Origin of the sequence: Pseudomonas sp. BF-B-15 (genome assembly GCF_019946675.1) — a bacterium.
Lineage (GTDB): Bacteria > Pseudomonadota > Gammaproteobacteria > Pseudomonadales > Pseudomonadaceae > Aquipseudomonas > Aquipseudomonas migulae.
On sequence record NZ_JAGYFZ010000008.1, the window covers coordinates 75029 to 99054 of the forward strand.

Here is a 24026-nt window from a genome sequence, read left to right on the forward strand (position 1 = left end):
AGGATGATGAACAAAAGGAGTGTGCCGTGCTTGCGACGGCGTTGGTGTTGGTGGCGGCGCTGTTGCACGCGGCGTGGAACACCCTGATTAAATTCAGTGCGGAACGGTTGTTGGTCGTGGCCTGCATGGACAGCGTGGCGATGCTTTTTGTCGCGCTGATGCTGCCGTTCGTGGCGCTGCCACCGATTGAAATCTGGCCATGGATTCTCGCATCGGCCGCATTCGAATTGCTTTATCGCTATCTGCTGATTCAGGCCTATCGGGTGGGTGATCTCGGTTTGGTGTACCCGCTGATGCGTGGCTTGTCGCCGTTAGTGGTGCTGGCCTTGACGCTGATCTTTGCCGGGGAGGTGCTGACGAATCAGCAGATCTTCGGAATTCTGCTCATCCCGTTGGGCATGCTGTGCCTGCTGTGGCAGGGCGGTGGCGGTACGCGTTTGCCGTGGTCGATGCTGCCGGTGGTGGCGCTGATTGGCCTGTGCATTGGCTGCTACACCTTTATCGATGGCCAGGCGTTGCGGCGCTGGTCGCATCCGCTGGACTACCTGGTCTGGGTGACGTTGCTCAGCGCCTGGCCGTTTCCGCTGCTGGCGTTGGTGCGCAAGCGGCCGGCGTTCATGCTGTTCTGGCGTGAACAATGGCGCTTGGGATTGGCGGTCGGGTTCTGCGTGTTGTTCAGCTACGCTCTGGTGCTGTGGGCGATGCAGCTGGGGTCGATTGCAGAAGCGGCGGCATTGCGCGAGATCAGCGTGATTCTGGTGGTGCTGTTTGGCATGCGCTATCTGAAAGAACCTTTCGGTCGGCCGCGGCTCTTGGCCTGTGGGCTGGTGCTGATCGGCATGTTGGTGATGAAGTTTTGACCGGAATCCGGATTTTATAACTCGAAGAAAGGGACTGCGATATGACGGTTGCTCTGTGGTGCATTTTGATTGCGTTCTTCCTGCCCTATCTCTGCGTGGGGATTGCCAAGATCAGTGGCCGTTTTGGACTGAAAGACAACCATGACCCCCGGGATTTTCTCGAGTCACTGAATGGTTTGGGCCGGCGCGCCTATGCAGCGCAATTGAACAGTTTCGAAGTGACCCCGGCGTTCGCGGCGGCGGTGATCGTGGCCCACCTGGCCGGCAACGCCGAGCTGGTGACGATCAATGTGCTGTCGGTGTTGTTCATCACCAGCCGTCTGCTGTACATCATTTGCTACCTGGCGGACTGGGCGATTCTGCGGTCGCTGGTGTGGTTTGTGGGGATGGGGTTGATCGTGAGTTTCTTTGTGATTTCGGTCTGACATATCTGCGGTGTTTATTTTGGCCCCTTCGCGGGCAAGTCGGATCGCCGCCCGCTCGCTCCTACAGGGATTACAGTCGATCACAATTGTGTGATCGCCGCAGATCCCTGTAGGAGCGTGGCTTGCCCGCGAAAGCTATCTATCTGCCGCCACAGTAATTAAGGGTTGGCTTTAACCGCATCAGCCACCTGAGGCACTTGCGGCAAGGCCGCGCCTTTTGGCCAGAGCATCCAGATCTGCCCCTGCTGTTTCATGTCGCCAGCCAGTTGCCCTGCCGCTTCGCCGGTGCCCCAGAACAAATCCGCACGGACTTCACCGGCAATCGCGCCGCCAGTGTCTTGAGCTGCCACCGGGCGAACCAGCGCGGAGCCGTCCGGCCGCGTTGTGGATAACCACAACAGGCTGCCCAGCGGAATCACTTTGCGATCCACTGCCGCGCTGTAACCCGCCGTCAGCGGTACGTTCAGCGAGCCGCGAGGGCCTTCATTGCTGTCCGGGTTGCGGGTGAAGAACACATAACTCGGGTTGCTGCCGAGCAGTTCCGGAATGCGCGCCGGATTGGCCTTGGCCCAGTCGCTGATTGCGCCCATGGTCACGTCTTCTTTCTTCAGTTCGCCTTGCTCTACCAGCCAGCGGCCGATGGGGCGATACGGATGACCGTTCTGGTCGGCATACGCAATGCGCAACTGGCGACCATCGTCGAGCTGAATGCGACCGGAACCCTGGATTTGCAGGAATTGCAGGTTCATCGGGTCGGTCAGCCATGCCACGACCGGCGCCTTGACCCCTTTGGTTTCGATGGTTGCCGCATCGTCGTAAGGCTTGAGCACGCGACCTTCGAGCCGTCCGCGCAGGCGTTTGCCTTTGAGCTCCGGGTAGATGCTGTCCAGAGAGACGATGATCATGTCTTCTGGAACCCCGTATACCGGGATGTTCGCCACGGCAGTTTGGGTCAGGCTGCCGGGGTAGACCGGTTCGTAGTAACCGGTGATCAAGCCGTTGGGATTGTCGTTGGCGGCGCGCAGGCCGTAGACGTCGAGGTTCTGTTTGAGGAAGCCGCGAATGTCACTGGCGGTTTGCGGCACGTTGGTGGCAGCGGCACAGGTCGAGCCCCAGATCGGGTCGGCCTTGAGTCGGGTGCAGGCGCTGCGCCATGAACCGAAGCCGGCGACCAGGTCGTTATCGGACACCGTCGGCAGGGCTTCCCAGGTGGCGCTGGAGTAAGTCGCCAACGCGTGGGTCTTGGGTTTGTTGTTGTCACCACCGGTGCAGCCTGCGAGCACGGCCACCATCGGGAGGGTCCAGGCGAGGCGGTGACGCCATGCCTTGAAACGGCTGTTCATGGAGTAATTCCTTTGTCGGTTGCCTGAGTGCTCCATGCGCTCAAACAACCCGTATTGATAATAGGGCTATTGGTCTTTGCCGATGACGCGAGGATACTGGCCGCCGTTTCCCGTGACCTGAAGCCACCATGACTCTTAAAAGACTTTCCGTTGTATTGCTGGCCTGCCTGACCTTGTCCGCGTGCGGCGGTGTCGATCCGAATTCGCCACTGGGCCAGCGCAAGGCAATCTTCAAACAAATGCTCAAGACCGGCGAAGACCTGGGTGGCATGTTGCGCGGCCGCATTCCATTCGACGGCCCGAAATTCGCTGACGGCGCGGTGAAACTCGATGCGCTGTCCCAGGAACCGTGGAAGCATTTTCCGCAGGTGCGCGAAGAAGATCACACCAGCGCCAAGGGCGATGTGTGGCAGAAACAGGCACGCTTTCAGGAAATGGCCCGCACCCTTGAAGCCGCCACCGGTGAATTGGTGATTGCCAGCAAGGTTCAGCCATACAAGGCCAGCAACCTGGGGCCGGCGGTGCAGAAGGTCGAAGATGCCTGCAGTGCGTGCCATAAGGAATTTCGGGATCATTGATTTGCAGCGCTCTTGCTGACGCTTTCGCGAGCAGGCTCGCTCCCACATTGGAATGCATTCACCTGTGGGAGCGAGCCTGCTCGCGAAGCTCCCTGAAGAACGCTGCAAATTCCTGACTTTACCTTTTCTTATTTATCCAGCTCGTCGAGCGCGTCTTGCAGCTCTTTGCGCGACTCGGCCAGTTTGTCTTTGCGCTTGTTGATCTTCTCGGGGTCGCCTTTCTTCATGGCTTTGTCGAGGTCGGCCTGGCGCTGGCTGACGTCATGCTTGGCGTCGAGGACCTTGTTTTCCCGCTCCTTCTTCAGCGAAGCGTCGGTGCAATGCGCGGTGACTTCGCTCAGTGCCGTTTCCAGGCCTGCCTGCTGTTCGGCGTTGCCATGGGATTTGGCCAGTTCGATCTGGTTGATGATGCCCTGTTTCTTGGCGGCACAACCGGTCAGCCCCGGGGCCTCTTCGACGGCCATCAGTGGCGCGGCCATCACGCTGCAAAGGGTCAGCAGGGCGAGCGGTGAAAGAAATTTCATAAAAGCTCCATGTGCAGGTGCAATCGGGTCGATAGGGCGATGGGCGTTTGAGCTCGTCGGCCTCTTTGGGTTCCCGGGCGGGCGAGAATCTGCGGTTGCTAAAAACCGTCGATCCCCGCCGCACGTAATGTGTCGCTCAAGGCCAGGACCTGCGGGTCGCGGAAAAATGCGCTCAATTGCGCCGCGCGTCCCGGGCCGATGCCGGCTTCGGCCTGCCATTGTTCGGTGTTTCGTTGTGCCAGTTCCTGCCAGGAGTCGGCGAGGTTTGCCTGGCCGGTCGGTGGTAAACCCAGGGCTTTGAGCCAGCGAGCAAAAGGGCGTTGGCGGGCACTGTTGAAACTGTTTAGAAGACGAGTACTGCTGCGCTCGCCGAAGCCGTTAATGTTAGCAAGCTCTTGAGCATCGAGGGTCAACCAATCCAGCAGGCCGTTCAGGTGGCCTGTTTCGAAAAGTGTCTCCCATGTTCCCGGGCCGACATGAGGCATGGCCAACCCTTGCTTGCCACTGAGCCAGGTCAGTCGCGCGAGAAACTGGCTTTCGCAGCCCGGCGTCGGTTGCCAGCAACTCAAATGATGAAAGTCCGCTGCCAGCGGCGCTTTCAAGGCTGGGCGTTCGGCGGCGCGTAATACGACGCCGTCGAGCCGGGGAATGGTCAGCCCCGCGAGGCTGATGGACACCTGATCGCCGGGGCGGATGTCCAGCTCCTCCCAGCGCCGCAGTGAGCTGACGCTGACACGCTTGATCTGCCGGTCATCGAGCGTCACCGGTTTCAAGTCCAGCACGGGTGTGATCCGTCCGGTGCGACCGACCTTGAAGTCGACTTTGCGTACTTCGGCCAGCGCCTGGGCAAAGGGGTATTTCCAGGCGACGGCCCAGTACGGTGTTTTTGCCTGCCAGCGCTCGGCCGAAGGCCGTTGGCTCTGGCGCAGGACCACACCATCACTGGCAAAGGGCAGGGGCGAGCGGTACCAGTAATTGCGCCAGTGTTCAGCATCGGCAACTGTCTGTACCGGCTGACTGTAAGGCGCGATGCTCGGCAAACCCAGCTCATCCAGAGCGGCGATGCGAGCAGGCAAACCGGCCGGGCCTTGTGGCCAGTCCCAGATAAACAGGCCGATGCCGGTCGCCTGCTCAGGGCTGAGTTCCTTGCGCGCCATCAAACCGGCCACGGTGGCGCGGGCATTGAGGCTTCCCGCCTTGACTTGCACATGGTCGGCCAGTCGCCAATAGAGTTCGCCTTGCACCAGCAAGTCCAGCGGGCGCGACAGTTGCCGGGGGATGGCGGGGATCAGTCGCGCCGAGGCCGTCCAGTCTTGCCCGTTTATTCCGTCGCCGCGACTGATTACCTGGTGCAGTACGCCCTTGCGGTAGATCAGCGTCACCGCCACACCATCGACTTTGGGTTGTACCCAGAGGTCCTTGCGATCGCGCATCCAGGTTTCGGCTGCACGACCATCGCGCACTTTTTCCAGGCCTGTGTGGGCAATGGGGTGGGCAATTTTGCCGCCAGCCGTGCGTAATGGTTCGGGCGTCAGGCCCAAGTCAAAGCAACTGCGCCATTCGGTGAGGCGAGCGAGGGCTTGATCGTAAAGTTCGTCGGCGACCAACGAGCGGCCATGGCGGTGATAACTGTCATCCCAGGTGTCGATCTGTTTTTGCAGGGTGGTGATTTCGTCCAGAGCCCTGACGGGCGGCCAGTCGGGACAGTCGGCTGCGGTTGTAGTGAGGCAAAAAAAGCTCAGAGAAAAAACAGAAAACAGGCGCAGAAGCATCGTGAGCGTCCTTGCTCAGGGGGATGCTTGAAGGCTAGTCAGTATTTTCTGGCGGGGACGGTGGGTGTTTTGCCTGGTGTTTCCGGGTGACTGGGCTGGCCTCTTCGCGAGCAGGCTCGCTCCTACAGGGAAATGCATTCCAATGTAGGAGCGAGACCGGCTTGCCGGCGATGGGAGCGACTCGGTCTCAAAGGCAAGACAATAAAAAGCCCCGCACGGCGAACCGTGCAGGGCTTTTGGTACCGCCGGGGAGGTCTTACAGGCCGGCAGCCGAACGCAGGTCGTCGGCGCGGTCGGTTTTTTCCCAGGTGAACGTGGTGAAGGTGTCTTCGCCAACGGTCTTGGTCGCCGGGGTACGACCGAAGTGGCCGTACGCTGCGGTTTCCTGGTACATCGGGTGCAGCAGGTCAAGCATGGTGGTGATTGCGTATGGACGCAGGTCGAACACTTCGCGAACCAGTTTGACGATTTTGTCGTCGCTGATTTTGCCGGTGCCGAAGGTGTTCAACGAGATCGAAGTCGGCTGGGCAACACCGATCGCGTAGGAAACCTGAATCTCGCAACGCTCGGCCAGGCCGGCAGCGACGATGTTCTTCGCCACGTAACGACCGGCGTAGGCAGCCGAACGGTCAACCTTCGATGGATCTTTACCGGAGAACGCGCCGCCGCCGTGACGGGCCATGCCGCCGTAGCTGTCGACGATGATCTTGCGACCGGTCAGACCGCAGTCACCCACTGGGCCGCCAATGATGAACTGGCCAGTCGGGTTGATGTGGAACTGGGTGTCTTTGGTCAGCAGTTCGGCAGGCAGCACGTGCTTGACGATCAGCTCCATCACGCCTTCGCGCAGGTCTTTGTACGACACTTCAGGGTTGTGCTGGGTCGACAGTACAACGGCGTCGATACCGACAACCTTGCCGCCTTCGTAACGGCAAGTCACTTGCGACTTGGCGTCTGGGCGCAGCCAAGGCAGCAGGCCGGATTTACGGGCTTCGGCTTGCCGTTGCACAAGCTGGTGCGAGAAGGTGATCGGTGCTGGCATCAGCACGTCGGTTTCGTTGCTGGCGTAGCCGAACATCAGGCCCTGGTCGCCGGCGCCCTGATCTTCAGGCTTGGCACGGTCAACACCCTGGTTGATGTCAGGGGACTGCTTGCCGATGATGTTCATCACACCGCAAGTGGCGCCGTCGAAGCCGACATCGGAGCTGTTGTAGCCGATGTCCAGAATGACGTTACGCACGATTTCTTCCAGGTCGACCCAGGCCGACGTGGTGACTTCACCTGCGATGATTGCCACGCCGGTTTTTACCAGCGTTTCGCACGCCACACGGGCGAACTTGTCTTCAGCAATGATGGCGTCCAGCACCGCATCGGAAATCTGGTCGGCGATTTTGTCCGGATGCCCTTCGGACACGGACTCGGAGGTGAAGAGGGAGTATTCGCTCATCTCGATTTTTTCCTGAATTTACCGATGGTGAGTGTCGCCAGTTGGCCGCTGAAAGTGGCGGACCTGAATCTGGAAACCATTACGTAAGCCTACATAGAGGCTTTCCCCGGGAACGAGTCCCGCAGCGGTGGCCCAACGGGCCAGATCGTCCTGTTCAAACCCCAACCAGAGATCACCGCAGGCCTCCCTGGCCCAACTCTGGTTGTGGCTACATAACTCTGTCACAAGCAGGCTACCGCCCGGTTGCAGCAATTTGGCCATGTGCTTGAGCGCATCGGCCGGCGCGGCAAAGTGGTGCAGCACCATGTTCAGTACAACGCAATCGGCCTTGAGGCTTACGCCATTCAATGCATCGGCCAGTTGCAGGCTGACGTTAGCCAGCGTTTCACGTTCGCAGACCTGCCGCGCCAATTCGAGCATCGCCTGGCTGTTGTCCAGCGCGGTGACGTGAGTGAAACGGCGCGCCAGTTCCGGCAGAAAAGCACCGTCGCCAGGGCCGACTTCGATGGCCGTGGCGCCTTCGCTGAAGCTCAGTTTATCGAGCAAGGCCACCACGCTTTCGCGGTACTGCGGCAGGCCGGCAATCAGGTCTTGCTGGGCGCGAAACTTCTCCGCGACCCGTGAGAAAAAGTCTTGGCTGGCCGCTGCGCGTTGCCCGTGGACCTGGCCGATCCGCGACTGCACATCGGCAGGCAGGGTCAGGTTGTCCACTTCTTCGAGCAGCGCGGCGTGCAACTTGCCGCCGAGCAGGTCGGTGTGGGGCAGGGCGCGACGGTAGAAAATCGCGTTGCCTTCACGGCGCGTCGCCACCAGGTCAGCCTGGGCCAGTACCTTGAGGTGATGACTCATGCCCGACTGGCCGATACCGAAGATCTGCGCCAGTTCGAGTACGCCAAACGAGTCGTTGGCCAGCGCGCGCAATACATTCAGCCGCAGAGGATCGCCACCGGCCTTGCACAGGGCCGCCAGCTCATCGCTCTCGTCATGTTGAATGGAAGGCACGCGTAAATTCATAGGGCCAGCAGTCTAGTGACGGTCAGAAAGTACCGCAAGAGCAATATCAAAAAGTTTTGATATTGCTCGATGGGTGGCACTTCTGATGACTTGTTTCACTCTACAAACGAATAGCAGAAAGGTTTCACCAGCCGAAACCGTCTTTATCCATTGGAAAAACGCCTTCAGATGACTATCTGTCATTGCCGCGAGGCATGCCTGTGAGGGAAAATGCTCGCCTTTTTTCCGTTTCGTTTTATTCAAACCCTAGGAGATCAGCGATGCCCAGCCGTCGTGAGCGTGCCAACGCCATTCGTGCCCTCAGCATGGATGCCGTGCAAAAAGCCAACAGCGGCCATCCCGGTGCCCCGATGGGTATGGCGGATATCGCCGAAGTACTTTGGCGTGACTACCTGAAGCACAACCCGAGCAATCCATCGTTCGCCGACCGTGACCGCTTCGTGCTGTCCAACGGCCACGGCTCGATGCTGATCTACTCGCTGCTGCACCTGACCGGCTACGACCTGTCGATCGATGACCTGAAGCAATTCCGTCAACTGCACAGCCGCACCCCGGGTCACCCGGAGCTCGGCTACACCCCGGGCGTTGAAACCACCACCGGTCCACTGGGCCAGGGTCTGGCCAACGCCGTGGGTTTTGCCCTGGCTGAAAAAGTCCTGGCGGCGCAGTTCAACCGTCCGGGCCACAACATCGTTGACCACCACACCTATGTGTTCCTGGGTGATGGCTGCATGATGGAAGGCATTTCCCACGAAGTCGGCTCGCTCGCCGGTACTTTGGGCCTGGGCAAGCTGATCGCCTTCTACGATGACAACGGCATCTCCATCGACGGCGAAGTCGAAGGCTGGTTCACCGATGACACGCCGAAGCGTTTCGAAGCCTACAACTGGCAGGTGATCCGCAACGTCGACGGTCATGATCCTGAAGAGATCAAAATCGCCATCGAGACCGCTCGCAAAAGCGCGCAGCCGACCCTGATCTGCTGCAAGACCACCATCGGTTTCGGTTCGCCGAACAAGCAAGGTAAAGAAGACTGCCACGGCGCCCCATTGGGTGACGCGGAAATCGCACTGACCCGTACTGCTTTGAAGTGGAACCACGGTCCGTTCGAAATCCCGGCCGACATCTACGCCGAGTGGGACGCCAAGGAAGCCGGCCGCGCTGCCGAAGCCGAGTGGGACCAGCGTTTCGCTGCCTACTCCGCCGCTTTCCCGACCGAAGCGAACGAACTGATTCGTCGTCTGAGCGGTGATCTGCCGGCCGACTTCACCGAGAAAGCCGATGCTTATATCGCTGAAGTCGCTGCCAAAGGCGAAACCATCGCCAGCCGTAAAGCCAGCCAGAACGCTCTCAACGCGTTCGGCCCGCTGTTGCCTGAGTTCCTCGGCGGCTCCGCTGACCTGGCCGGTTCCAACCTGACCCTGTGGAAAGGCTGCAAAGGCGTCACGGCTGAAGACGCCAGCGGCAACTACATGTACTACGGCGTACGCGAGTTCGGCATGACCGCCATCATGAACGGCGTTGCCTTGCACGGCGGCCTGGTGCCTTACGGCGCGACCTTCCTGATGTTCATGGAATACGCCCGCAACGCTGTGCGCATGTCGGCCTTGATGAAGCAGCGCGTAATCCACGTATACACCCACGACTCCATCGGTCTGGGCGAAGACGGCCCGACTCACCAGCCTATCGAGCAACTGGCCAGCCTGCGCTGCACGCCAAACCTCGACACCTGGCGTCCAGCCGACGCCGTGGAATCGGCGGTGAGCTGGAAGTGCGCACTGGAGCGCAAGGACGGTCCTTCGGCCTTGATCTTCTCGCGTCAGAACCTGCAGCACCAAACCCGCAACGCGATTCAGATCGAAGAGATCTCCCGTGGCGGTTACGTGTTGAAGGACTGTGCAGGCGAGCCTGATCTGATCCTGATCGCCACCGGTTCCGAAGTCGGCCTGGCGGTTCAGGCTTATGACAAGCTGACCGAGCAGGGTCGTAAAGTACGCGTCGTTTCGATGCCGTGCACCAGCGTGTTCGATGCCCAGGACGCCGACTACAAGCAATCGGTCCTGCCGTTGCAGGTCAGCGCCCGCATCGCCATCGAAGCCTCTCACGCGGACTACTGGTACAAGTACGTGGGCCTGGAAGGTCGCGTCATCGGCATGACCACCTACGGCGAGTCGGCGCCTGCGCCAGCCTTGTTCGAAGAGTTCGGCTTCACCCTGGAAAACATCCTGGGTCAGGCTGAAGAGCTGCTGGAAGACTGATCCAGAAGTTGCGTTATCGGGGCTGACGCCTTCGCGGGCAAGCCTCGCTCCTACAAGGGATAGCGTTGTTGGCGGAATTGGGGTCATCCCGATCCTCAACAATCGCAAACCTGTAGGAGCGAGGCTTGCCCGCGAAGACGGCAGGCCTGGCGACCACATTCCCAAGCGTCATCGAGAACCCCATGCCTCAACCGCGTCCCTACAAAGTTGCACTCAACGGCTACGGCCGGATTGGTCGTTGCGTCTTGCGTGCGTTGTTTGAGCGAGGCTCGGCGGCCGGGTTTGAAATTGTCGCGATCAACGATCTGGCGGACATGGCCAGCATCGAATACCTGACACGCTTCGACTCCACGCACGGGCGTTTTCCCGGCGAGGTGAAGGTCGACGGCGATTGTCTGCATATTAATGGCGACTGCGTGAAGGTCCTGCGCAGTGCCACCCCCGAAGGCATCGATTGGGCGTCCCTGGGCGTCGATCTGGTGCTGGAGTGCTCCGGCGCTTACCACACCCGTGAAGACGGTCAGCGTTTCCTCGACGCCGGCGCACCACGCGTGCTGTTTTCCCAGCCGATGGCCAGCGAGGCGGATGTCGACGCCACCATCGTCTACGGCGTGAACCAGGATTGCCTGACCGGCGACGAGCTGCTGGTGTCCAACGCATCCTGCACCACCAACTGCGGCGTGCCGCTGTTGCGCCTGCTGGATCAGGCCATCGGCCTGGAATACGTGTCGATCACCACCATCCACTCGGCGATGAACGATCAGCCGGTGATCGACGCCTATCACCACGAAGACCTGCGCCGTACGCGTTCGGCGTTTCAGTCGGTGATTCCGGTGTCCACTGGTCTGGCGCGCGGCATCGAACGCCTGTTGCCGGAACTTGCCGGGCGAATTCAGGCCAAAGCCGTGCGGGTGCCGACGGTGAACGTGTCTTGCCTCGATATTACGATGCAGACCGTGAGCGATACCGACGCCACCGAGGTCAACCGGATTCTGCGCGAGGCTGCCACCAGCGGCCCGCTCAAAGGCCTGCTGGCCTACACCGAGCTGCCCCACGCAAGCTGTGATTTCAACCATGACCCACATTCGGCGATCGTCGATGCCAGTCAGACCCGAGTTTCCGGCCCGCGGCTGGTGAACATCCTGGCCTGGTTCGACAACGAATGGGGTTTTGCCAACCGAATGCTGGACGTTGCAGAACACTATCTGCAAACAGCAACTTCAAAAAAACCGTAGGAAGTGCGACCCATGACCGTGTTGAAGATGTCCGACCTCGATCTGCAAGGTAAGCGCGTATTGATCCGCGAAGACCTCAACGTCCCAGTCAAGGACGGTGTTGTCACCAGCGATGCGCGAATCCTGGCCTCGCTGCCGACCATCAAGCTGGCCCTGGAAAAAGGCGCGGCCGTGATGGTCTGCTCGCACCTAGGCCGCCCGACTGAAGGCGAGTTCTCGGCCGAGAACAGCCTCAAGCCTGTCGCTGACTACCTGAGCAAGGCCCTGGGCCGCGAAGTGCCGCTGGTTGCCGATTACCTGGGCGGCGTTGACGTCAAGGCCGGCGACATCGTGCTGTTCGAAAACGTGCGCTTCAACAAGGGCGAGAAAAAGAACGCTGACGAACTGGCCCAGCAATACGCCGCCCTGTGCGACGTGTTCGTGATGGACGCCTTCGGCACCGCTCACCGCGCCGAGGGTTCGACCCACGGGGTGGCCAAGTTCGCCAAAGTCGCGGCCGCGGGCCCGTTGCTGGCCGCTGAACTGGACGCACTGGGCAAAGCCCTCGGCGCTCCGGCTCAACCAATGGCAGCCATCGTTGCCGGTTCCAAGGTGTCGACCAAGCTCGACGTACTGAACAGCCTGAGCCAGATCTGCAACCAGCTGATCGTCGGCGGCGGCATTGCCAACACCTTCCTGGCCGCAGCCGGTCACCCGGTCGGCAAGTCGCTGTACGAGCCGGACCTGCTGGACACCGCTCGCGCCATCGCCGCCAAAGTCAGCGTGCCGCTGCCGGTCGACGTGGTGGTCGCCAAGGAATTCGCTGAAAGCGCCACCGCCACCGTCAAGCTGATCGCCGATGTGGCGGCAGACGACATGATCCTGGACATCGGCCCACAGACCGCGGCGAATTTCGCCGAGCTGCTGAAGTCGTCCAAGACCATCCTGTGGAACGGCCCGGTCGGCGTGTTCGAATTCGACCAGTTCGGTAACGGCACCAAAGTCTTGGCCCAGGCCATCGCCGAAAGCTCGGCGTTCTCCATCGCGGGCGGCGGCGACACCCTGGCGGCCATTGATAAATATGGCGTAGCGGATCAGATCTCCTACATTTCTACCGGCGGCGGCGCATTCCTCGAATTCGTCGAAGGCAAAGTGTTGCCGGCCGTAGAAGTCCTGGAAAGTCGGGCCAAGGCCTGAGGTCGCTGATTTGACCAGGCAAAGGAGTGTTCAGATGGTCAAGACGCTAGCGCTGTTGATCGTCGCCGGTTCACTGGCGGCTTGCGGGAGTAACCCGAAGGCCGCACCGGAACCTGCGCCGCAATCGGTACAAAAAAGCTGCTACCAGGCTGACTGGCAAGCGGAAACCAACCCGGTGCTCAACAAGCGTTCCGGGCCTGATGGCCTGGACAAATACGAAACACAGACCCCCGCCAAGGAACATGGTTGTCCTTGACGGGTCTGACTCCTTACTCAGGGCTGGCAGCGTGCGCCGTCAGTCGAGGAACACGGATGAAAGGTTTTATCGCCATTACGGCGCTGGTGCTGCTGGCAGGTTGCTCGAATTTTGACCTGTTCAAGCCGGCCCAATCGACGGACAGCTGGGCCACCTGGACCTGCGACAGCCAGGCCAAAGTGGTCTGGCGCTACACTGATGACAGCCATAAGGCCGTCGACGTGCGCCTCGGTGGGGCCGATCAGGTCTATCGCCTGAAGCTCGAGCCGGGCGCCGAAGGTTCGCTGTACAGCAACGACATGCTGGCGTTTCACATAAAAGGTGAGGAAGGCCTGGTTTACTGGGTCGCCACCAACGATTTGATCGGCCGCGGTTGTAAAGCCGAGTAATTGAAGGCTTGTGCCAAGCCTGTAGGAGCGAAGCTTGCTCGCGAAGAGGGCGCCACATTCAACGCATGTGGTGTCAGTTAAACCGCTTTCGCGAGCAAGCTTCGCTCCTACAGGGTTTCTGCGTAATACCGAATGAGCGGACTGGATTAACCCCCGATCTGCAATAACTTGAATAGCCGCCGCCGCTCCGGCAGGCTGGCACGATTAACGACCCAAACCGGGAGAGACACACACAATGGCACTTATCAGCATGCGCCAGATGCTGGACCACGCAGCCGAGTTCGGCTACGGCGTTCCAGCCTTCAACGTCAACAACCTTGAGCAGATGCGCGCCATCATGGAAGCCGCTGACAAGACTGACTCCCCGGTGATCGTCCAGGCGTCGGCCGGTGCTCGCAAATACGCCGGCGCACCGTTCCTGCGTCACCTGATCCTGGCGGCAATCGAAGAATTCCCGCACATCCCGGTGTGCATGCACCAGGACCACGGCACCAGCCCTGACGTCTGCCAGCGCTCCATTCAACTGGGCTTCAGCTCGGTGATGATGGACGGCTCCCTGGGCGAAGACGGCAAGACGCCGACCGACTACGACTACAACGTCCGTGTTACCCAACAAACCGTCGCCATGGCTCACGCCTGCGGCGTTTCGGTAGAAGGCGAGTTGGGCTGCCTGGGTTCGCTGGAAACCGGCATGGCCGGTGAAGAAGACGGCATCGGCGCTGAAGGCGTTCTGGATCACAGCCAGATGCTGACCGACCCGGAAGAAGCTGCCGACTTCGTCAAACGCACTCAAGTTGACGCCCTGGCCATCGCCATCGGCACCAGCCACGGCGCGTACAAGTTCACCAAGCCGCCTACCGGCGACGTACTGGCCATCGACCGCATCAAAGAAATCCACAAGCGCATCCCGAACACCCACCTGGTAATGCACGGTTCGTCTTCGGTTCCGCAAGAGTGGCTGGCGATCATCAACCAGTACGGCGGCGACATCAAAGAAACCTACGGCGTACCGGTTGAAGAAATCGTCGAAGGCATCAAGCACGGCGTGCGCAAGGTCAACATCGACACCGACCTGCGCCTGGCGTCCACCGGTGCGATGCGTCGCCTGATGGCCACCAACCCGAGCGAATTCGACCCGCGTAAGTTCTTCGGCGCGACCGTGACTGCGATGCGTGATGTGTGTATCGCTCGCTACGAAGCCTTCGGCACTGCCGGCAACGCTTCGAAGATCAAAGCGATTTCGCTGGAAGGGATGTATCAGCGTTATCTGAAAGGTGAGTTGAACGCCAAGGTTAACTAAGCCTTCAGCGTTTGAGTTGCACAAAAAACCCGCCGAGAGGCGGGTTTTTTTATGGGCGATGACTCTTGGTTGAATGCGGTCATTGTAGGAGTGAGCCTGCTCGCGATGGCGGGGTGTCAGGCGACTTCAACGTTGAATGACACTCCGCCATCGCGAGCAGGCTCGCTCCCACAGGTTCTGCCGTGATTCACATCACTTATCGTGATCAATATCCAGTTTGCTAAATGTCACTTTACCGCCTTCACTGGTGTACCCGGTGTTGTCCTGCACATACACCCCGGCCTTGAAGTACAGGGGTTTGACCCGCCACGTGGCGCTGATGTTGGTGTCCCACTGATAACCCGCGGCACTGATGCCCAACGCACCACCAGGGCTGAGGTGGATGAGGTAGGAGAACTCCTGATCCAGCTTCACGCCAGTGGCGATGGTGATTACCCGGCCTACGTCGTCATCGGGGTGCATGCGCACTTTGGCGACGATGTTGCCGGTCTTGGTGGTGGTCTTGTACTGATACTCGACCTTCACCATGGGTTTCTGGCTTTCGTAGGCGTGGATCTGGCCGATGACGATTTTGCCGGAGCTCGGCACCTGGTTCACCGCCAGGGTGGCGCGCAGGGAGTTGTCGGCGTCCGGGTAGTACCAGTTTTTCAGGGTGCCGTTGCTGTAGGTTTCCCGTAGTTCGGTGCGGGGGTATTTGGCATTTTCGGTGCGGGTGCCAGTCACCGGCGACCAGAAAAACAGTGTGCCGGTGTCGGAGTGGAAGTATTGATCCTTGAACCCATTCACCAGTTTGGCCGTTTCAACGGTGTACGGCGGGTTACCGACGGGAACGCTGAGGTTCCAGGATGCGAGATCGATCATAGGCAAAGCTTCCACGAATTTTTGCGGCACGGACGTACCAGAAGCTCTAGCACGCGCCTTTGGGGGCGGTCTTTATAAGCGTAGAAGGCTATTTTGTTAACGTCTGTCTGACAAATGGATGACGTCAAAATCCTGTTAAAAGGCCATCTTTCCCGGTTTTAGCGGGCTGTAGAGGCGACCGTTAGTCGGGCAATGAACCCTTTAGTTAAATGATGGCGTACTGATATCTTCTGCTTTCGCGAATCCCGGTCTAGAGTGAAGACGTAACATTTGTCCGGTTTTCACGAGAAACCGGCCTGACGCCCCGACATAGAGAAGCAGCATGGAATGCGCGCAACCCACGCCAGCCGAAGGCAGCTCAACCCTTTTAATCGTCGATGATTACCCTGAAAACCTGATCAGCATGCGCGCGTTGCTGCAGCGCCAGGACTGGCAGGTCATTACTGCTGCGTCCGGTTTCGAAGCCCTCGGCCTTCTGCTCGAACACGATATCGACCTGGTGCTGCTGGATGTGCAGATGCCGGGCATGGACGGTTTTGAAGTGGCGCGCCTGATGCGCGGCAGTCAGCGCACCCGTCTCACGCCGATCATTTTCCTCACCGCCAACGAACAGTCCCAGGATGCCGTGATCAAGGGCTACGCCAGTGGAGCGGTGGATTACCTGTTCAAACCGTTCGACCCGCAGATTCTCAAGCCCAAAGTCCAGGCGCTGCTGGAGCATCAGCGCAATCGCCGGGCGTTGCAGCGCCTGAGCCACGATCTGGAGGTCGCGCGCGCCTTCAACGCCTCGGTGCTGGACAATGCCGCCGAAGGCATCCTGGTGGTCGGCGAGGACGGTTTGATCCGCTTTGCCAACCCGGCGATGTCGCGACTGCTCAACGCCACGGTGCAAGACCTGCAAGGCAAAGAGTTTCTGGATTACCTGCAAAAGCCGCATATTCCGGTCTGGGCCGATTCAGAACTGCTGGCCGGTTACAAACGCGGCGAAACCCTGCGCCTGCACGATGCGCTATTGCGTACGGCGCCGGGCCAGCAGGTGCCTGTCGCACTTTCATGCGCGCCATTGCCAACCGAGCAACACGCGATGGTGGTGACGGTGCTGGACATGTCGGTGGTGCGTCATCTGCATCAGCAGCTGGAATTCCAGGCGGTGACCGACCCGTTGACCGGCCTGCTCAATCGCCGTGGTTTCTATCAGACCGTGGAAAACCTGCTGCTGCGCGGTGAGCGTAACGACAGCGCCTGGGTGTTGCTGTACCTCGACCTCGACGGTTTCAAACGGGTCAACGATTCCCTTGGTCACGATGCCGGCGACCGCGTGTTGCGCTGGGTGTCCGAACAATTGAAGGCTTGCTTGCGACCCTTCGACATTCTGGCGCGCATGGGCGGCGATGAATTCACGGCGCTGCTCGATCTGGAGTTCCCCGAGCAAGCGGCCAAGATTGCCGAGAAGCTGATTGAGCGGGTGTCGATCTGTCAGCAGATCGATGGGCTGGATATCGCCCTCGGGGCAAGCATCGGCATCGCCACGTATCCGGATTGCGGGGCCAATCTCGATGGTTTGCTGCGAGCGTCCGACATCGCCATGTACGAAGCCAAGCGTGCCGGGCGTCAGCAATATCGCTTCTACGACCATGACATGAACGGTCGGGCGCGCTCACGGCTGATGCTCGAAGAAAGTGTGCGCACCGCCATCGAAAACCGCGATTTCAATCTGGTGTATCAACCGCAGGTGGCCATTGCCGGAGGGCAGATTCGTGGGTTCGAAGCCCTGCTGCGCTGGCAGCATCCGAGCGTCGGCGACGTGCCGCCGGGGCTGTTTTTGCCGTTGCTGGAAGAGGCGCGGTTGATCAGTCGCCTGGGTAGCTGGATTTATCATCGCGGCGCCGGGCAACGCAAAGCCTGGGAAACCTTGTTTGCCGAAGATTTGGTGTTGGGCGTCAGCTTGAGCAGTACACAGTTCGGCATGCCCAACCTGGTCACCGAGTTGCGTCAGGTGCTGGAGCGCCATGGCTTGCAGGCGCGGCATCTGGAGGTCGAGGTCACGGAAGAGGCCTTGATGCACAACCCCGATGAAACCCGCAAACAACTGCGCCTGCTGCGCAATCTGGGGGTGCGGGTGGCGCTGGATGATTTCGGCTCCGGGCCGTGCTCGTTGTCGCATCTGCGGGATCTGGAACTGGACACGCTCAAGCTTGACCGGCATGTGATTGCCCGGTTGCCGGACTCCTCGCGGGATGCGGCGTTGGTGCGCAATGTGATCGACCTGTGCAAGCAGTACGGGATGCTGGTGATCGCCGAAGGCGTGGAAACCGTCGCGCAATATGAATGGCTGCAAGCCAATGGTTGCGAGTACGTGCAAGGTTTCCTGGTGGCGCGGCCGATGATGGCCGAAGACGTCGGCGACTTTGTGCGGCCGTTCGACTGGAGCACGTTGGTCGACTGAATTCGCTACACTGGCGGCCTTTCAGTAATTGATGTTGCCTATCCCGATGACCGCGTTGAAATACCTTCAGGCCTATCCCGTAGAGTTGCAGGACCAGGTGCGCTGGCTGATCACCGAAGGTCGGCTGGGCGATTACCTGGACAAACGCTACCCGCAAAAGCACGACGTGCAGAGTGACAAGGCGCTGTATGCCTATGCCCTGGACCTCAAGCAGGAATACCTGCGTAATGCCCCGGCCATCGACAAAGTGTTGTTCGATAACCGTCTGGACCTGACCCACCGCGCCCTCGGCCTGCACACCACGATCTCGCGGGTGCAGGGCGGCAAACTCAAGGCCAAGAAAGAAATTCGCGTGGCCTCGCTATTCAAGGAAGCGCCTTGCGAGTTCCTGAAAATGATCGTGGTGCATGAGCTGGCGCACTTCAAGGAATCGGATCACAACAAGGCGTTCTACAAGCTGTGCGAACACATGTTGCCGGGGTATCACCAGGTCGAATTCGATTTGCGGGTGTACCTGACGTGGCGGGAAATGCAGTAGCCAAGGAGTGTGTGGATGGACGTGAGCAAGACCAAGAGCAGCTTCTATCGCCGTTTATACGTGGCGTACCTGATCGACAGTGGGCTGGCCAGCAGCGTCCCGGCATTGACCGACGTGACCGGCATGCCCCGGCGCACGGCGCAGGACACCATTGCTGCGTTGGCGGATCTGGATATCGTTTGCGAGTTCGAGCAGGAAGAGGGCGCGCGCAATCATGCGGGGCGCTATCGGATTCGCGAGTGGGGAGCGATTGATCGGGGATGGATCGAGCGGAATCTGCGGCAGATTAAAGCGGTGTTGGAATATCCCTAGCTCCTGCGGTGTTTGATCTGGCGCCTTCGCGGGCAAGCCTCGCTCCTACAGAAACAGTGAAGTCTGTGTAGGAGCGAGGCTTGCCCGCGAAGAGGCCCTCAAGAACGACGCATCCCGATATGCGGAATACCATCTTCCACGTATTCCTCACCCGCCACGACAAACCCGTACCGCCCGTAATACCCCTGCAAATGCGCCTGCGCCGACAGATAAACCGGCACATCAGGCCAACGCTTCCCAGCCTGCTTCAACGCCAGGGCGATCAGCTCATGACCCAACCCTTTGCCGCGCGCTTGCGGGGCGGTAAGCACCCGGCCGATCACCACATCGCCGCCCTGTAATTCCGGGTCGAGCAAGCGCAGGTACGCCACCAGCCGATCGCCGTCCCAGGCCATCAAGTGGCAGGTGTCACCCTCCAGATCCTGGCCGTCCACGTCCTGATAGACGCATTTCTGCTCCACAACGAAAACCTCTGAGCGCAGCTGCAGAATGGCGTACAGCTGCTCTTTGCCCAGATCACTGTGGTGCTTGCAGATCCAATCGATTGTCATCTTCACATTCCGTTGACCTAGTCGCTCCGATACTAATCGCCTGGGCGAAAGATGTCTTTATGGCAGAGAAATCTGTGACAAAGGCCAAAATGCCATCATTCAATTCGCGCGGCGTTGTCTTCTTTGTGTAATCTGGGCTGAAGCGCTGTGCAGTGGCTTCGATGAGCTAATGTTGGTACCTGGGTTTCGCCGTTACGGGGCCTTGGAGTTTTGGCTGAAAACACGTCGGGCAGCCGCCCGCTAAGGATTTTCGAGCATGCCGCGATTGCATCGAGCTTTGGCCTTGATCGGATTGCTGTTGCTGACTCAGAGCGCGGCAGCGGAAAAGCTGCGACTGGTAGCCGATGCCTGGCCACCCTTTACTGATGCGACGCTGCTCAATGGCGGCCTGGCGACAGACATTGTCAGCACCGCGCTGGCGCGAGCCGGCTATGCAAGTGACTTTGAACAGGTGCCCTGGGCACGTGCCCTGATGGGTGTGGGCGAAGGCCGTTACGATGTGCTGGTGAACGCCTGGTATACCGAAGAGCGCACCAGGCTCGGCCGGTTTTCCGGCGAGTACCTGCTCAACCGCGTGCGCTTTCTCAAGCGCAAGGACGCACCGATCGAATACAACAACCTGCAGCAGCTGCACACTTATCCGATTGCAGTGGTACGCGGCTACGCCTATTCACCGGCGTTCGATGAGGACGCCTCGCTGCAGAAGGTCCCGGTGCACAGCTTCGCCATGGCCGTGCGCATGGTCGCTGCCGATCGGGTCAAGCTGACGCTGGAAGACGAATACGTCGCTCGTTATTACCTGGCCCGGGAGTCCGCCAAGGTGCGCAATGCCGTGGAGTTCCTGCCCAAGCCGTTGAGCGAGAACAGCCTGCACATTCTGGTCAGTCTGAAAAATCCGCACCATGAAGAGATCGTGGCCAGTTTCGACCGTGAGATTGCGGAGATGAAAGCGGATGGCAGTTATGAGCAGTTGATGAAGCAGCACGGGATGTAGTTTTTGCGGTGTTGCTGATGGCCTCTTCGCGGGCAAGCCTAGCTCCTACAGGTATCGCGGCGATACTTGTAGGAGCGAGGCTTGCCCGCGAAGAGGCCGGCCCACTCACCACAAATCTCAATCCTCGCCGGTGTCCTTGATCAAATGCGCCGCCAACGTCCGTAACGGCCCCAACTGCCGGCAGATCAACGCCAACTGCGTCTGCACCAATCGCTGCCCTTCATCGATCTCGTCCGGCATCTGCTCCAGCTCATTGGCCAGCGCCTCTTCCTCATCACTCTGAATCGCAATCGGCAGTTTGCTCGCCAACCCTTGAGCGATTTCATCGATGCTCGCCGCCAGTTTCACGCCGGCCCCTTCGATCAATTGCTCGCGCACGTCCGTCGGCAGTTGGGTTTCACGGTGCGCACCCAGTCCTGACAAATAGCTGAGCAAGGTGTGCGACAACACCAGGAAACGGAACCCGACATCCGCTTCCTTACGGAAATGCCCCGGCTCCATCAGCATGTTGGCGAGCGTCGTCGAGAGCGCCGCGTCGGCGTTGTGCGCGTTGCGCCGGGCCAGGCGATAAGCCAGGTCGTCGCTCTTGCCGGCAGCGTATTGCTGCATGATCTGGCGCAGGTAAATGCTGTTGCAGGTGAGGGTGTTGGCCAGCACTTTGTTCAAGCGTCGGCCCTGCCAGTCCGGCAGGAACAGGAACACCGCCAGGCCGGCAATCAGGCTGCCGAGCAAGGTATCGAACAGTCGCGGCAGGAACAGGCCGTAACCGTCGCCGACCTGGTTGAAGCAGAACAGCACCATCAGCGTGATCGCGGCCGTGGCCAGGGTGTAGCGGGTGGTGCGGTTGATAAAGAACACCACACCGGCGGCAATGGCGAAGCACGACTGGATCAGCGGATTCGGGAACAGATCGAACAGCGCCCACGCCACGGTCAGGCCGATGGCGGTGCCGATGATCCGCTGACCGAGCTTGCGGCGGGTCGCACCGTAGTTCGGTTGGCAGACGAACAGCGTGGTGAGGATGATCCAGTAACCCTGCGACGGGTGAATCAAATGCACCATGCCGTAGCCGATGCTCAACGCCAGGGGCAAACGCAGGGCATGGCGGAACAGCAGCGAGGTCGGCGTCAGCTGCGTGCGCAAGCGAATCCACACATCCTTGAGGCTGCGTGGCGAACGGTCGAGCAGGCTGCTGTCGGTGGCGTCGGCGAGGGCGTCGGGGTTGCTCGCATCGCTGAGCAAACGGTCGAGGGTGCCGAGGTTGGCGGCCAGGGCGCGCAAGGAGCGCAGCAGTCCGCGCCAGGCCGGGTTGCTCTGGACACGCAGGTGTTCGAGGGACGCATGCAAGTCGCTGAGGGCTTCGGCAAAGCTGGCGTCATAGATGAATGGCTGGCGCATCTGGATCGATTCCGCCAGCGCTCGGCAAGCCTTGCCCTGTTGGCGCAGCAGGCGCTGACAGCGGAACAGCACGTCGCTGTGGAAAAAGGCGTCGGCCAGCGCGTTGTACGGATAGTGCGAGGAGCTGGCGCGCTCGTGGATGTCCTGAGCGAGGAAGTAGAGCTTCAGGTAACGGCTGACTTTCGAGCCCGGTCGACCGTTGCCGACCCGGTGCAGAATGATTTCCTTGGCAGCGTTCAGGGCCGCCACGACCCGACCGTTCTGCTGGGCCAGTTCCAGTCGGCGCGCTTCCACGTCCATCTGCCGGATCGGCTCGAACAGCGACGATTTCAGCTTCAGGTAAAAGCCCAGTTCGCGGAACAACCGCGCCAGGCTCTGTTGCACCGGCTGGTTGGAAAACATCGCCTGCCACAACACCGAAAGCAAACCGTACCAGGCCGCGCCGGCCACCAGCAGCACCGGTTCGTGCCAGAAATCGGTCACTGCGCCGCCGCGCTGGTCCACGCCGATCATGGTGTAGACCGACAGAATCAACGTCGCCGAGGCAATCGCGCCATAACGTTCGCCGAGCGCACCGAGCATGGTCAGGCAGAAAGCGGCCAATGCGAAAGCGATGATGAACAGGACGGGGTAGGGGAACAGCAGTTCGACGGACAGGGCCGCGACGATGAAGCAGACCAGCGTTACGGCCAGCGAATTGAGGCGGCCCTGCCAGCTGTCGTCGGTTTCGGCCAGGGCGCTGGCGATGATCCCCAGGAACAACGGGATCAGCAGCCCCATTTCATCCTGATACCAACACAGCGCCATGCTGCCGGTCAGGGCGATGAACACCCGCACGCTGTAACTGAATTTATCCAGCGCCCAGAGGCGACGCAGGGACTGACGAAAAGGGGTCGATGGCATGAAGTGCGAGGGCCTTCCGAGGCAATGACGCTAAATTGAGCCAGTAATGACGCCGACGCAATGGCGCCGATCACATCTGACAGCAAAATCTGTTCCTTTATCGAACCACCCATAATCAATGTGGGAGCGAGCCTGCTCGCGATGAGGCCGGCACATTCAACATTGATGTCGACTGTCAGACCGCTATCGCGAGCAGGCTCGCTCCCACAGGTTATTGGTTGTGTCAGACGAATTGCGCAGCGGCGTACCCGGAGGCCCACGCCCACTGGAAGTTGAAACCGCCCAGATGCCCGGTCACGTCGAGCACTTCGCCGATGAAATACAGCCCAGGGCTTTTCAGCGATTCCATGGTCTTGGACGAGACTTCGTTGGTGTCGACACCGCCCAAGGTCACTTCGGCCGTGCGGTAGCCTTCGGTCCCGGCCGGCACCACTTTCCAGCTCGCCAGCTTCTCGGCGATGTCGGCAATTTCCGCGTGGGTGTATTGCTTCATCGGTTTGGAGACGAACCAGTTGTCCGCCAGCAGGTTGGCCATCTTCTTGGTGAAGATTTCACCGAGCAGGGTTTTCAACTCGCTGTTCGGACGTTCGGCCTGCTGCTGTTGCAGCCAGCTCGGCACATCGTGATCCGGCATCAGGTTGATCTCTACCGGGTCGCCGGATTCCCAGAACGAGGAAATCTGCAAAATCGCCGGACCGCTGAGGCCGCGATGGGTAAACAGGATGTTCTCGCGAAAGCTCTGATCGTTGCAGCTCACCAGGCAATCCACCGACGTACCGGACAGTTCGGTGCAAAGCTCTTTGAGCTGATCAGTGATGGTGAAAGGCACCAGGCCGGCGCGGGTCGGCAACAATTCGTGGCCAAACTGCTTCGCGACCTGGTAACCGAAACCGGTGGCGCCGAGGGTCGGGATCGACAGGCCGCCCGTGGCGATCACCAAGGATTCACAGGTGATCTGGCCCAGTGTGGTGTCCAGCAGATAGCCGCTTTCCAGCTTCTCGATGGTCTGGATCGATGTGTCCAGGTGCAGGCTGGCGCCAACCTGATCGCACTCGTTGAGCAGCATTTCGAGGATGTCGCTGGATTTGTTATCGCAGAACAACTGGCCGAGTTTCTTCTCGTGGTACGGCACGCCGTGCTTGGCGACCATGCCGATGAAATCCCACTGCGTGTAGCGCGCCAGTGCGGATTTGCAGAAGTGTTCGTTCTGCGAGAGAAAATTGCCCGGTTCGGTGTACATGTTGGTGAAATTGCAGCGGCCACCGCCCGACATCAGGATTTTCTTGCCGGCCTTGTTCGCGTGGTCGAGCAACATCACCTTGCGCCCGCGCCCGGCGGCGGTCAGCGCACACATCAACCCTGCGGCGCCAGCGCCAATGATCACGACTTCGGTAGAGCGCAAAACGGTGTCCTCCAGTTGTCTCACCACAAAACTAACTGTGGGAG

Annotated in this window: 22 protein-coding genes; 13 read left to right on the top strand and 9 right to left on the bottom strand. The window is 60.0% G+C overall.

The features are described 5' to 3' along the window. Positions 1 to 26 precede the first annotated feature (26 nt). Together KGA97_RS04605 and KGA97_RS04610 are read left to right on the top strand one after the other, a co-directional pair. On the top strand, positions 27 to 860 hold the full coding sequence (locus KGA97_RS04605) for an EamA family transporter (protein WP_008033307.1): 834 nt from the start codon (positions 27 to 29) through the stop codon (positions 858 to 860). 41 nt (positions 861 to 901) lie between these two features. Continuing rightward, positions 902 to 1285 carry an MAPEG family protein gene (locus tag KGA97_RS04610; protein WP_008045013.1) on the top strand — a complete coding sequence of 128 codons (384 nt, stop codon included), beginning with the start codon at positions 902 to 904 and terminating at the stop codon, positions 1283 to 1285. A 158-nt stretch (positions 1286 to 1443) separates the two neighbouring features. On the opposite strand, the gene KGA97_RS04615 is transcribed toward KGA97_RS04610, so the two are convergent. Continuing rightward, entirely contained in the window at positions 1444 to 2628 is a 1185-nt protein-coding gene (locus tag KGA97_RS04615) for a murein transglycosylase A (protein WP_223452596.1), read from the bottom strand. A 128-nt stretch (positions 2629 to 2756) separates the two neighbouring features. Between KGA97_RS04615 and KGA97_RS04620 the strand changes: the two genes are divergently transcribed. Beyond that, positions 2757 to 3206 carry a c-type cytochrome gene (locus KGA97_RS04620; RefSeq protein WP_008033302.1) on the top strand — a complete coding sequence of 150 codons (450 nt, stop codon included), beginning with the start codon at positions 2757 to 2759 and terminating at the stop codon, positions 3204 to 3206. A 128-nt stretch (positions 3207 to 3334) separates the two neighbouring features. Here the strand turns inward: KGA97_RS04620 and KGA97_RS04625 are convergent, their stop codons facing one another. From KGA97_RS04625 to KGA97_RS04640, 4 genes are all read right to left on the bottom strand, one after another. Then, entirely contained in the window at positions 3335 to 3730 is a 396-nt protein-coding gene (locus KGA97_RS04625) for a DUF1090 domain-containing protein (RefSeq protein ID WP_008045011.1), read from the bottom strand. Positions 3731 to 3828: 98 nt separating this feature from the next. Then, positions 3829 to 5502, bottom strand: a complete 1674-nt coding sequence (gene ligB / locus KGA97_RS04630; protein ID WP_223480274.1) for an NAD-dependent DNA ligase LigB — start codon at positions 5500 to 5502, stop codon at positions 3829 to 3831. 256 nt (positions 5503 to 5758) lie between these two features. After that, positions 5759 to 6949, bottom strand: coding sequence for a methionine adenosyltransferase (gene metK / locus KGA97_RS04635; protein WP_008033298.1), 1191 nt, complete (start codon positions 6947 to 6949; stop codon positions 5759 to 5761). Positions 6950 to 6967: 18 nt separating this feature from the next. After that, positions 6968 to 7963, bottom strand: coding sequence for an ArsR/SmtB family transcription factor (locus KGA97_RS04640; RefSeq protein ID WP_207284861.1), 996 nt, complete (start codon positions 7961 to 7963; stop codon positions 6968 to 6970). Positions 7964 to 8223: 260 nt separating this feature from the next. Between KGA97_RS04640 and tkt the strand changes: the two genes are divergently transcribed. The 6 genes from tkt to fba all read left to right on the top strand — a co-directional run bounded on the left by tkt (position 8224) and on the right by fba (position 14577). Then, positions 8224 to 10221 carry a transketolase gene (gene tkt / locus KGA97_RS04645; protein WP_008033295.1) on the top strand — a complete coding sequence of 666 codons (1998 nt, stop codon included), beginning with the start codon at positions 8224 to 8226 and terminating at the stop codon, positions 10219 to 10221. 182 nt (positions 10222 to 10403) lie between these two features. Continuing rightward, positions 10404 to 11456 carry an erythrose-4-phosphate dehydrogenase gene (epd, locus tag KGA97_RS04650; RefSeq protein WP_008033294.1) on the top strand — a complete coding sequence of 351 codons (1053 nt, stop codon included), beginning with the start codon at positions 10404 to 10406 and terminating at the stop codon, positions 11454 to 11456. A gap of 12 nt (positions 11457 to 11468) precedes the next feature. After that, a complete protein-coding gene (locus tag KGA97_RS04655) occupies positions 11469 to 12632 on the top strand; it encodes a phosphoglycerate kinase (RefSeq protein ID WP_008033293.1) in 1164 nt (387 codons plus the stop codon). A gap of 34 nt (positions 12633 to 12666) precedes the next feature. After that, positions 12667 to 12888: a hypothetical protein gene (locus tag KGA97_RS04660; protein ID WP_008033291.1), complete on the top strand. Its 222-nt coding sequence runs from the start codon at positions 12667 to 12669 to the stop codon at positions 12886 to 12888. Between the two features lie 56 nt (positions 12889 to 12944). After that, positions 12945 to 13277, top strand: a complete 333-nt coding sequence (locus KGA97_RS04665; RefSeq protein WP_008045002.1) for an MliC family protein — start codon at positions 12945 to 12947, stop codon at positions 13275 to 13277. Between the two features lie 235 nt (positions 13278 to 13512). Beyond that, the gene (fba, locus tag KGA97_RS04670; RefSeq protein ID WP_007981624.1) at positions 13513 to 14577 is read left to right on the top strand and encodes a class II fructose-bisphosphate aldolase; all 1065 of its coding nucleotides are present in this window, start codon (positions 13513 to 13515) and stop codon (positions 14575 to 14577) included. A 192-nt stretch (positions 14578 to 14769) separates the two neighbouring features. Here fba and KGA97_RS04675 read toward each other — a convergent pair whose 3' ends face one another. Next, entirely contained in the window at positions 14770 to 15438 is a 669-nt protein-coding gene (locus tag KGA97_RS04675; protein ID WP_207284858.1) for a polysaccharide lyase family 7 protein, read from the bottom strand. A 322-nt stretch (positions 15439 to 15760) separates the two neighbouring features. Between KGA97_RS04675 and KGA97_RS04680 the strand changes: the two genes are divergently transcribed. Genes KGA97_RS04680 through KGA97_RS04690 form a run of 3 tightly spaced genes read left to right on the top strand, consistent with a single transcriptional unit; the run spans position 15761 to position 18734 of the window. Then, complete coding sequence (locus KGA97_RS04680) at positions 15761 to 17884, top strand: putative bifunctional diguanylate cyclase/phosphodiesterase (RefSeq protein WP_223480275.1); 2124 nt, start codon at positions 15761 to 15763, stop codon at positions 17882 to 17884. Between the two features lie 46 nt (positions 17885 to 17930). Beyond that, a complete protein-coding gene (locus KGA97_RS04685; RefSeq protein ID WP_032832888.1) occupies positions 17931 to 18422 on the top strand; it encodes a YgjP-like metallopeptidase domain-containing protein in 492 nt (163 codons plus the stop codon). Between the two features lie 15 nt (positions 18423 to 18437). Further along, positions 18438 to 18734 carry a helix-turn-helix domain-containing protein gene (locus KGA97_RS04690; protein WP_008033286.1) on the top strand — a complete coding sequence of 99 codons (297 nt, stop codon included), beginning with the start codon at positions 18438 to 18440 and terminating at the stop codon, positions 18732 to 18734. Between the two features lie 98 nt (positions 18735 to 18832). Here KGA97_RS04690 and KGA97_RS04695 read toward each other — a convergent pair whose 3' ends face one another. Next, the gene (locus tag KGA97_RS04695; RefSeq protein WP_008044754.1) at positions 18833 to 19285 is read right to left on the bottom strand and encodes a GNAT family N-acetyltransferase; all 453 of its coding nucleotides are present in this window, start codon (positions 19283 to 19285) and stop codon (positions 18833 to 18835) included. A gap of 256 nt (positions 19286 to 19541) precedes the next feature. Here KGA97_RS04695 and KGA97_RS04700 point away from each other — a divergent pair, with 256 nt between their 5' ends. After that, positions 19542 to 20279, top strand: a complete 738-nt coding sequence (locus KGA97_RS04700) for a substrate-binding periplasmic protein (RefSeq protein ID WP_008033284.1) — start codon at positions 19542 to 19544, stop codon at positions 20277 to 20279. A gap of 117 nt (positions 20280 to 20396) precedes the next feature. Here KGA97_RS04700 and yccS read toward each other — a convergent pair whose 3' ends face one another. Next, positions 20397 to 22580: a YccS family putative transporter gene (gene yccS, locus KGA97_RS04705; RefSeq protein ID WP_207284855.1), complete on the bottom strand. Its 2184-nt coding sequence runs from the start codon at positions 22578 to 22580 to the stop codon at positions 20397 to 20399. 223 nt (positions 22581 to 22803) lie between these two features. Continuing rightward, positions 22804 to 23982 (bottom strand): NAD(P)/FAD-dependent oxidoreductase, encoded by a 1179-nt coding sequence (locus KGA97_RS04710; protein WP_223414047.1) that lies wholly within the window; start codon positions 23980 to 23982, stop codon positions 22804 to 22806. Positions 23983 to 24026 lie beyond the last annotated feature (44 nt).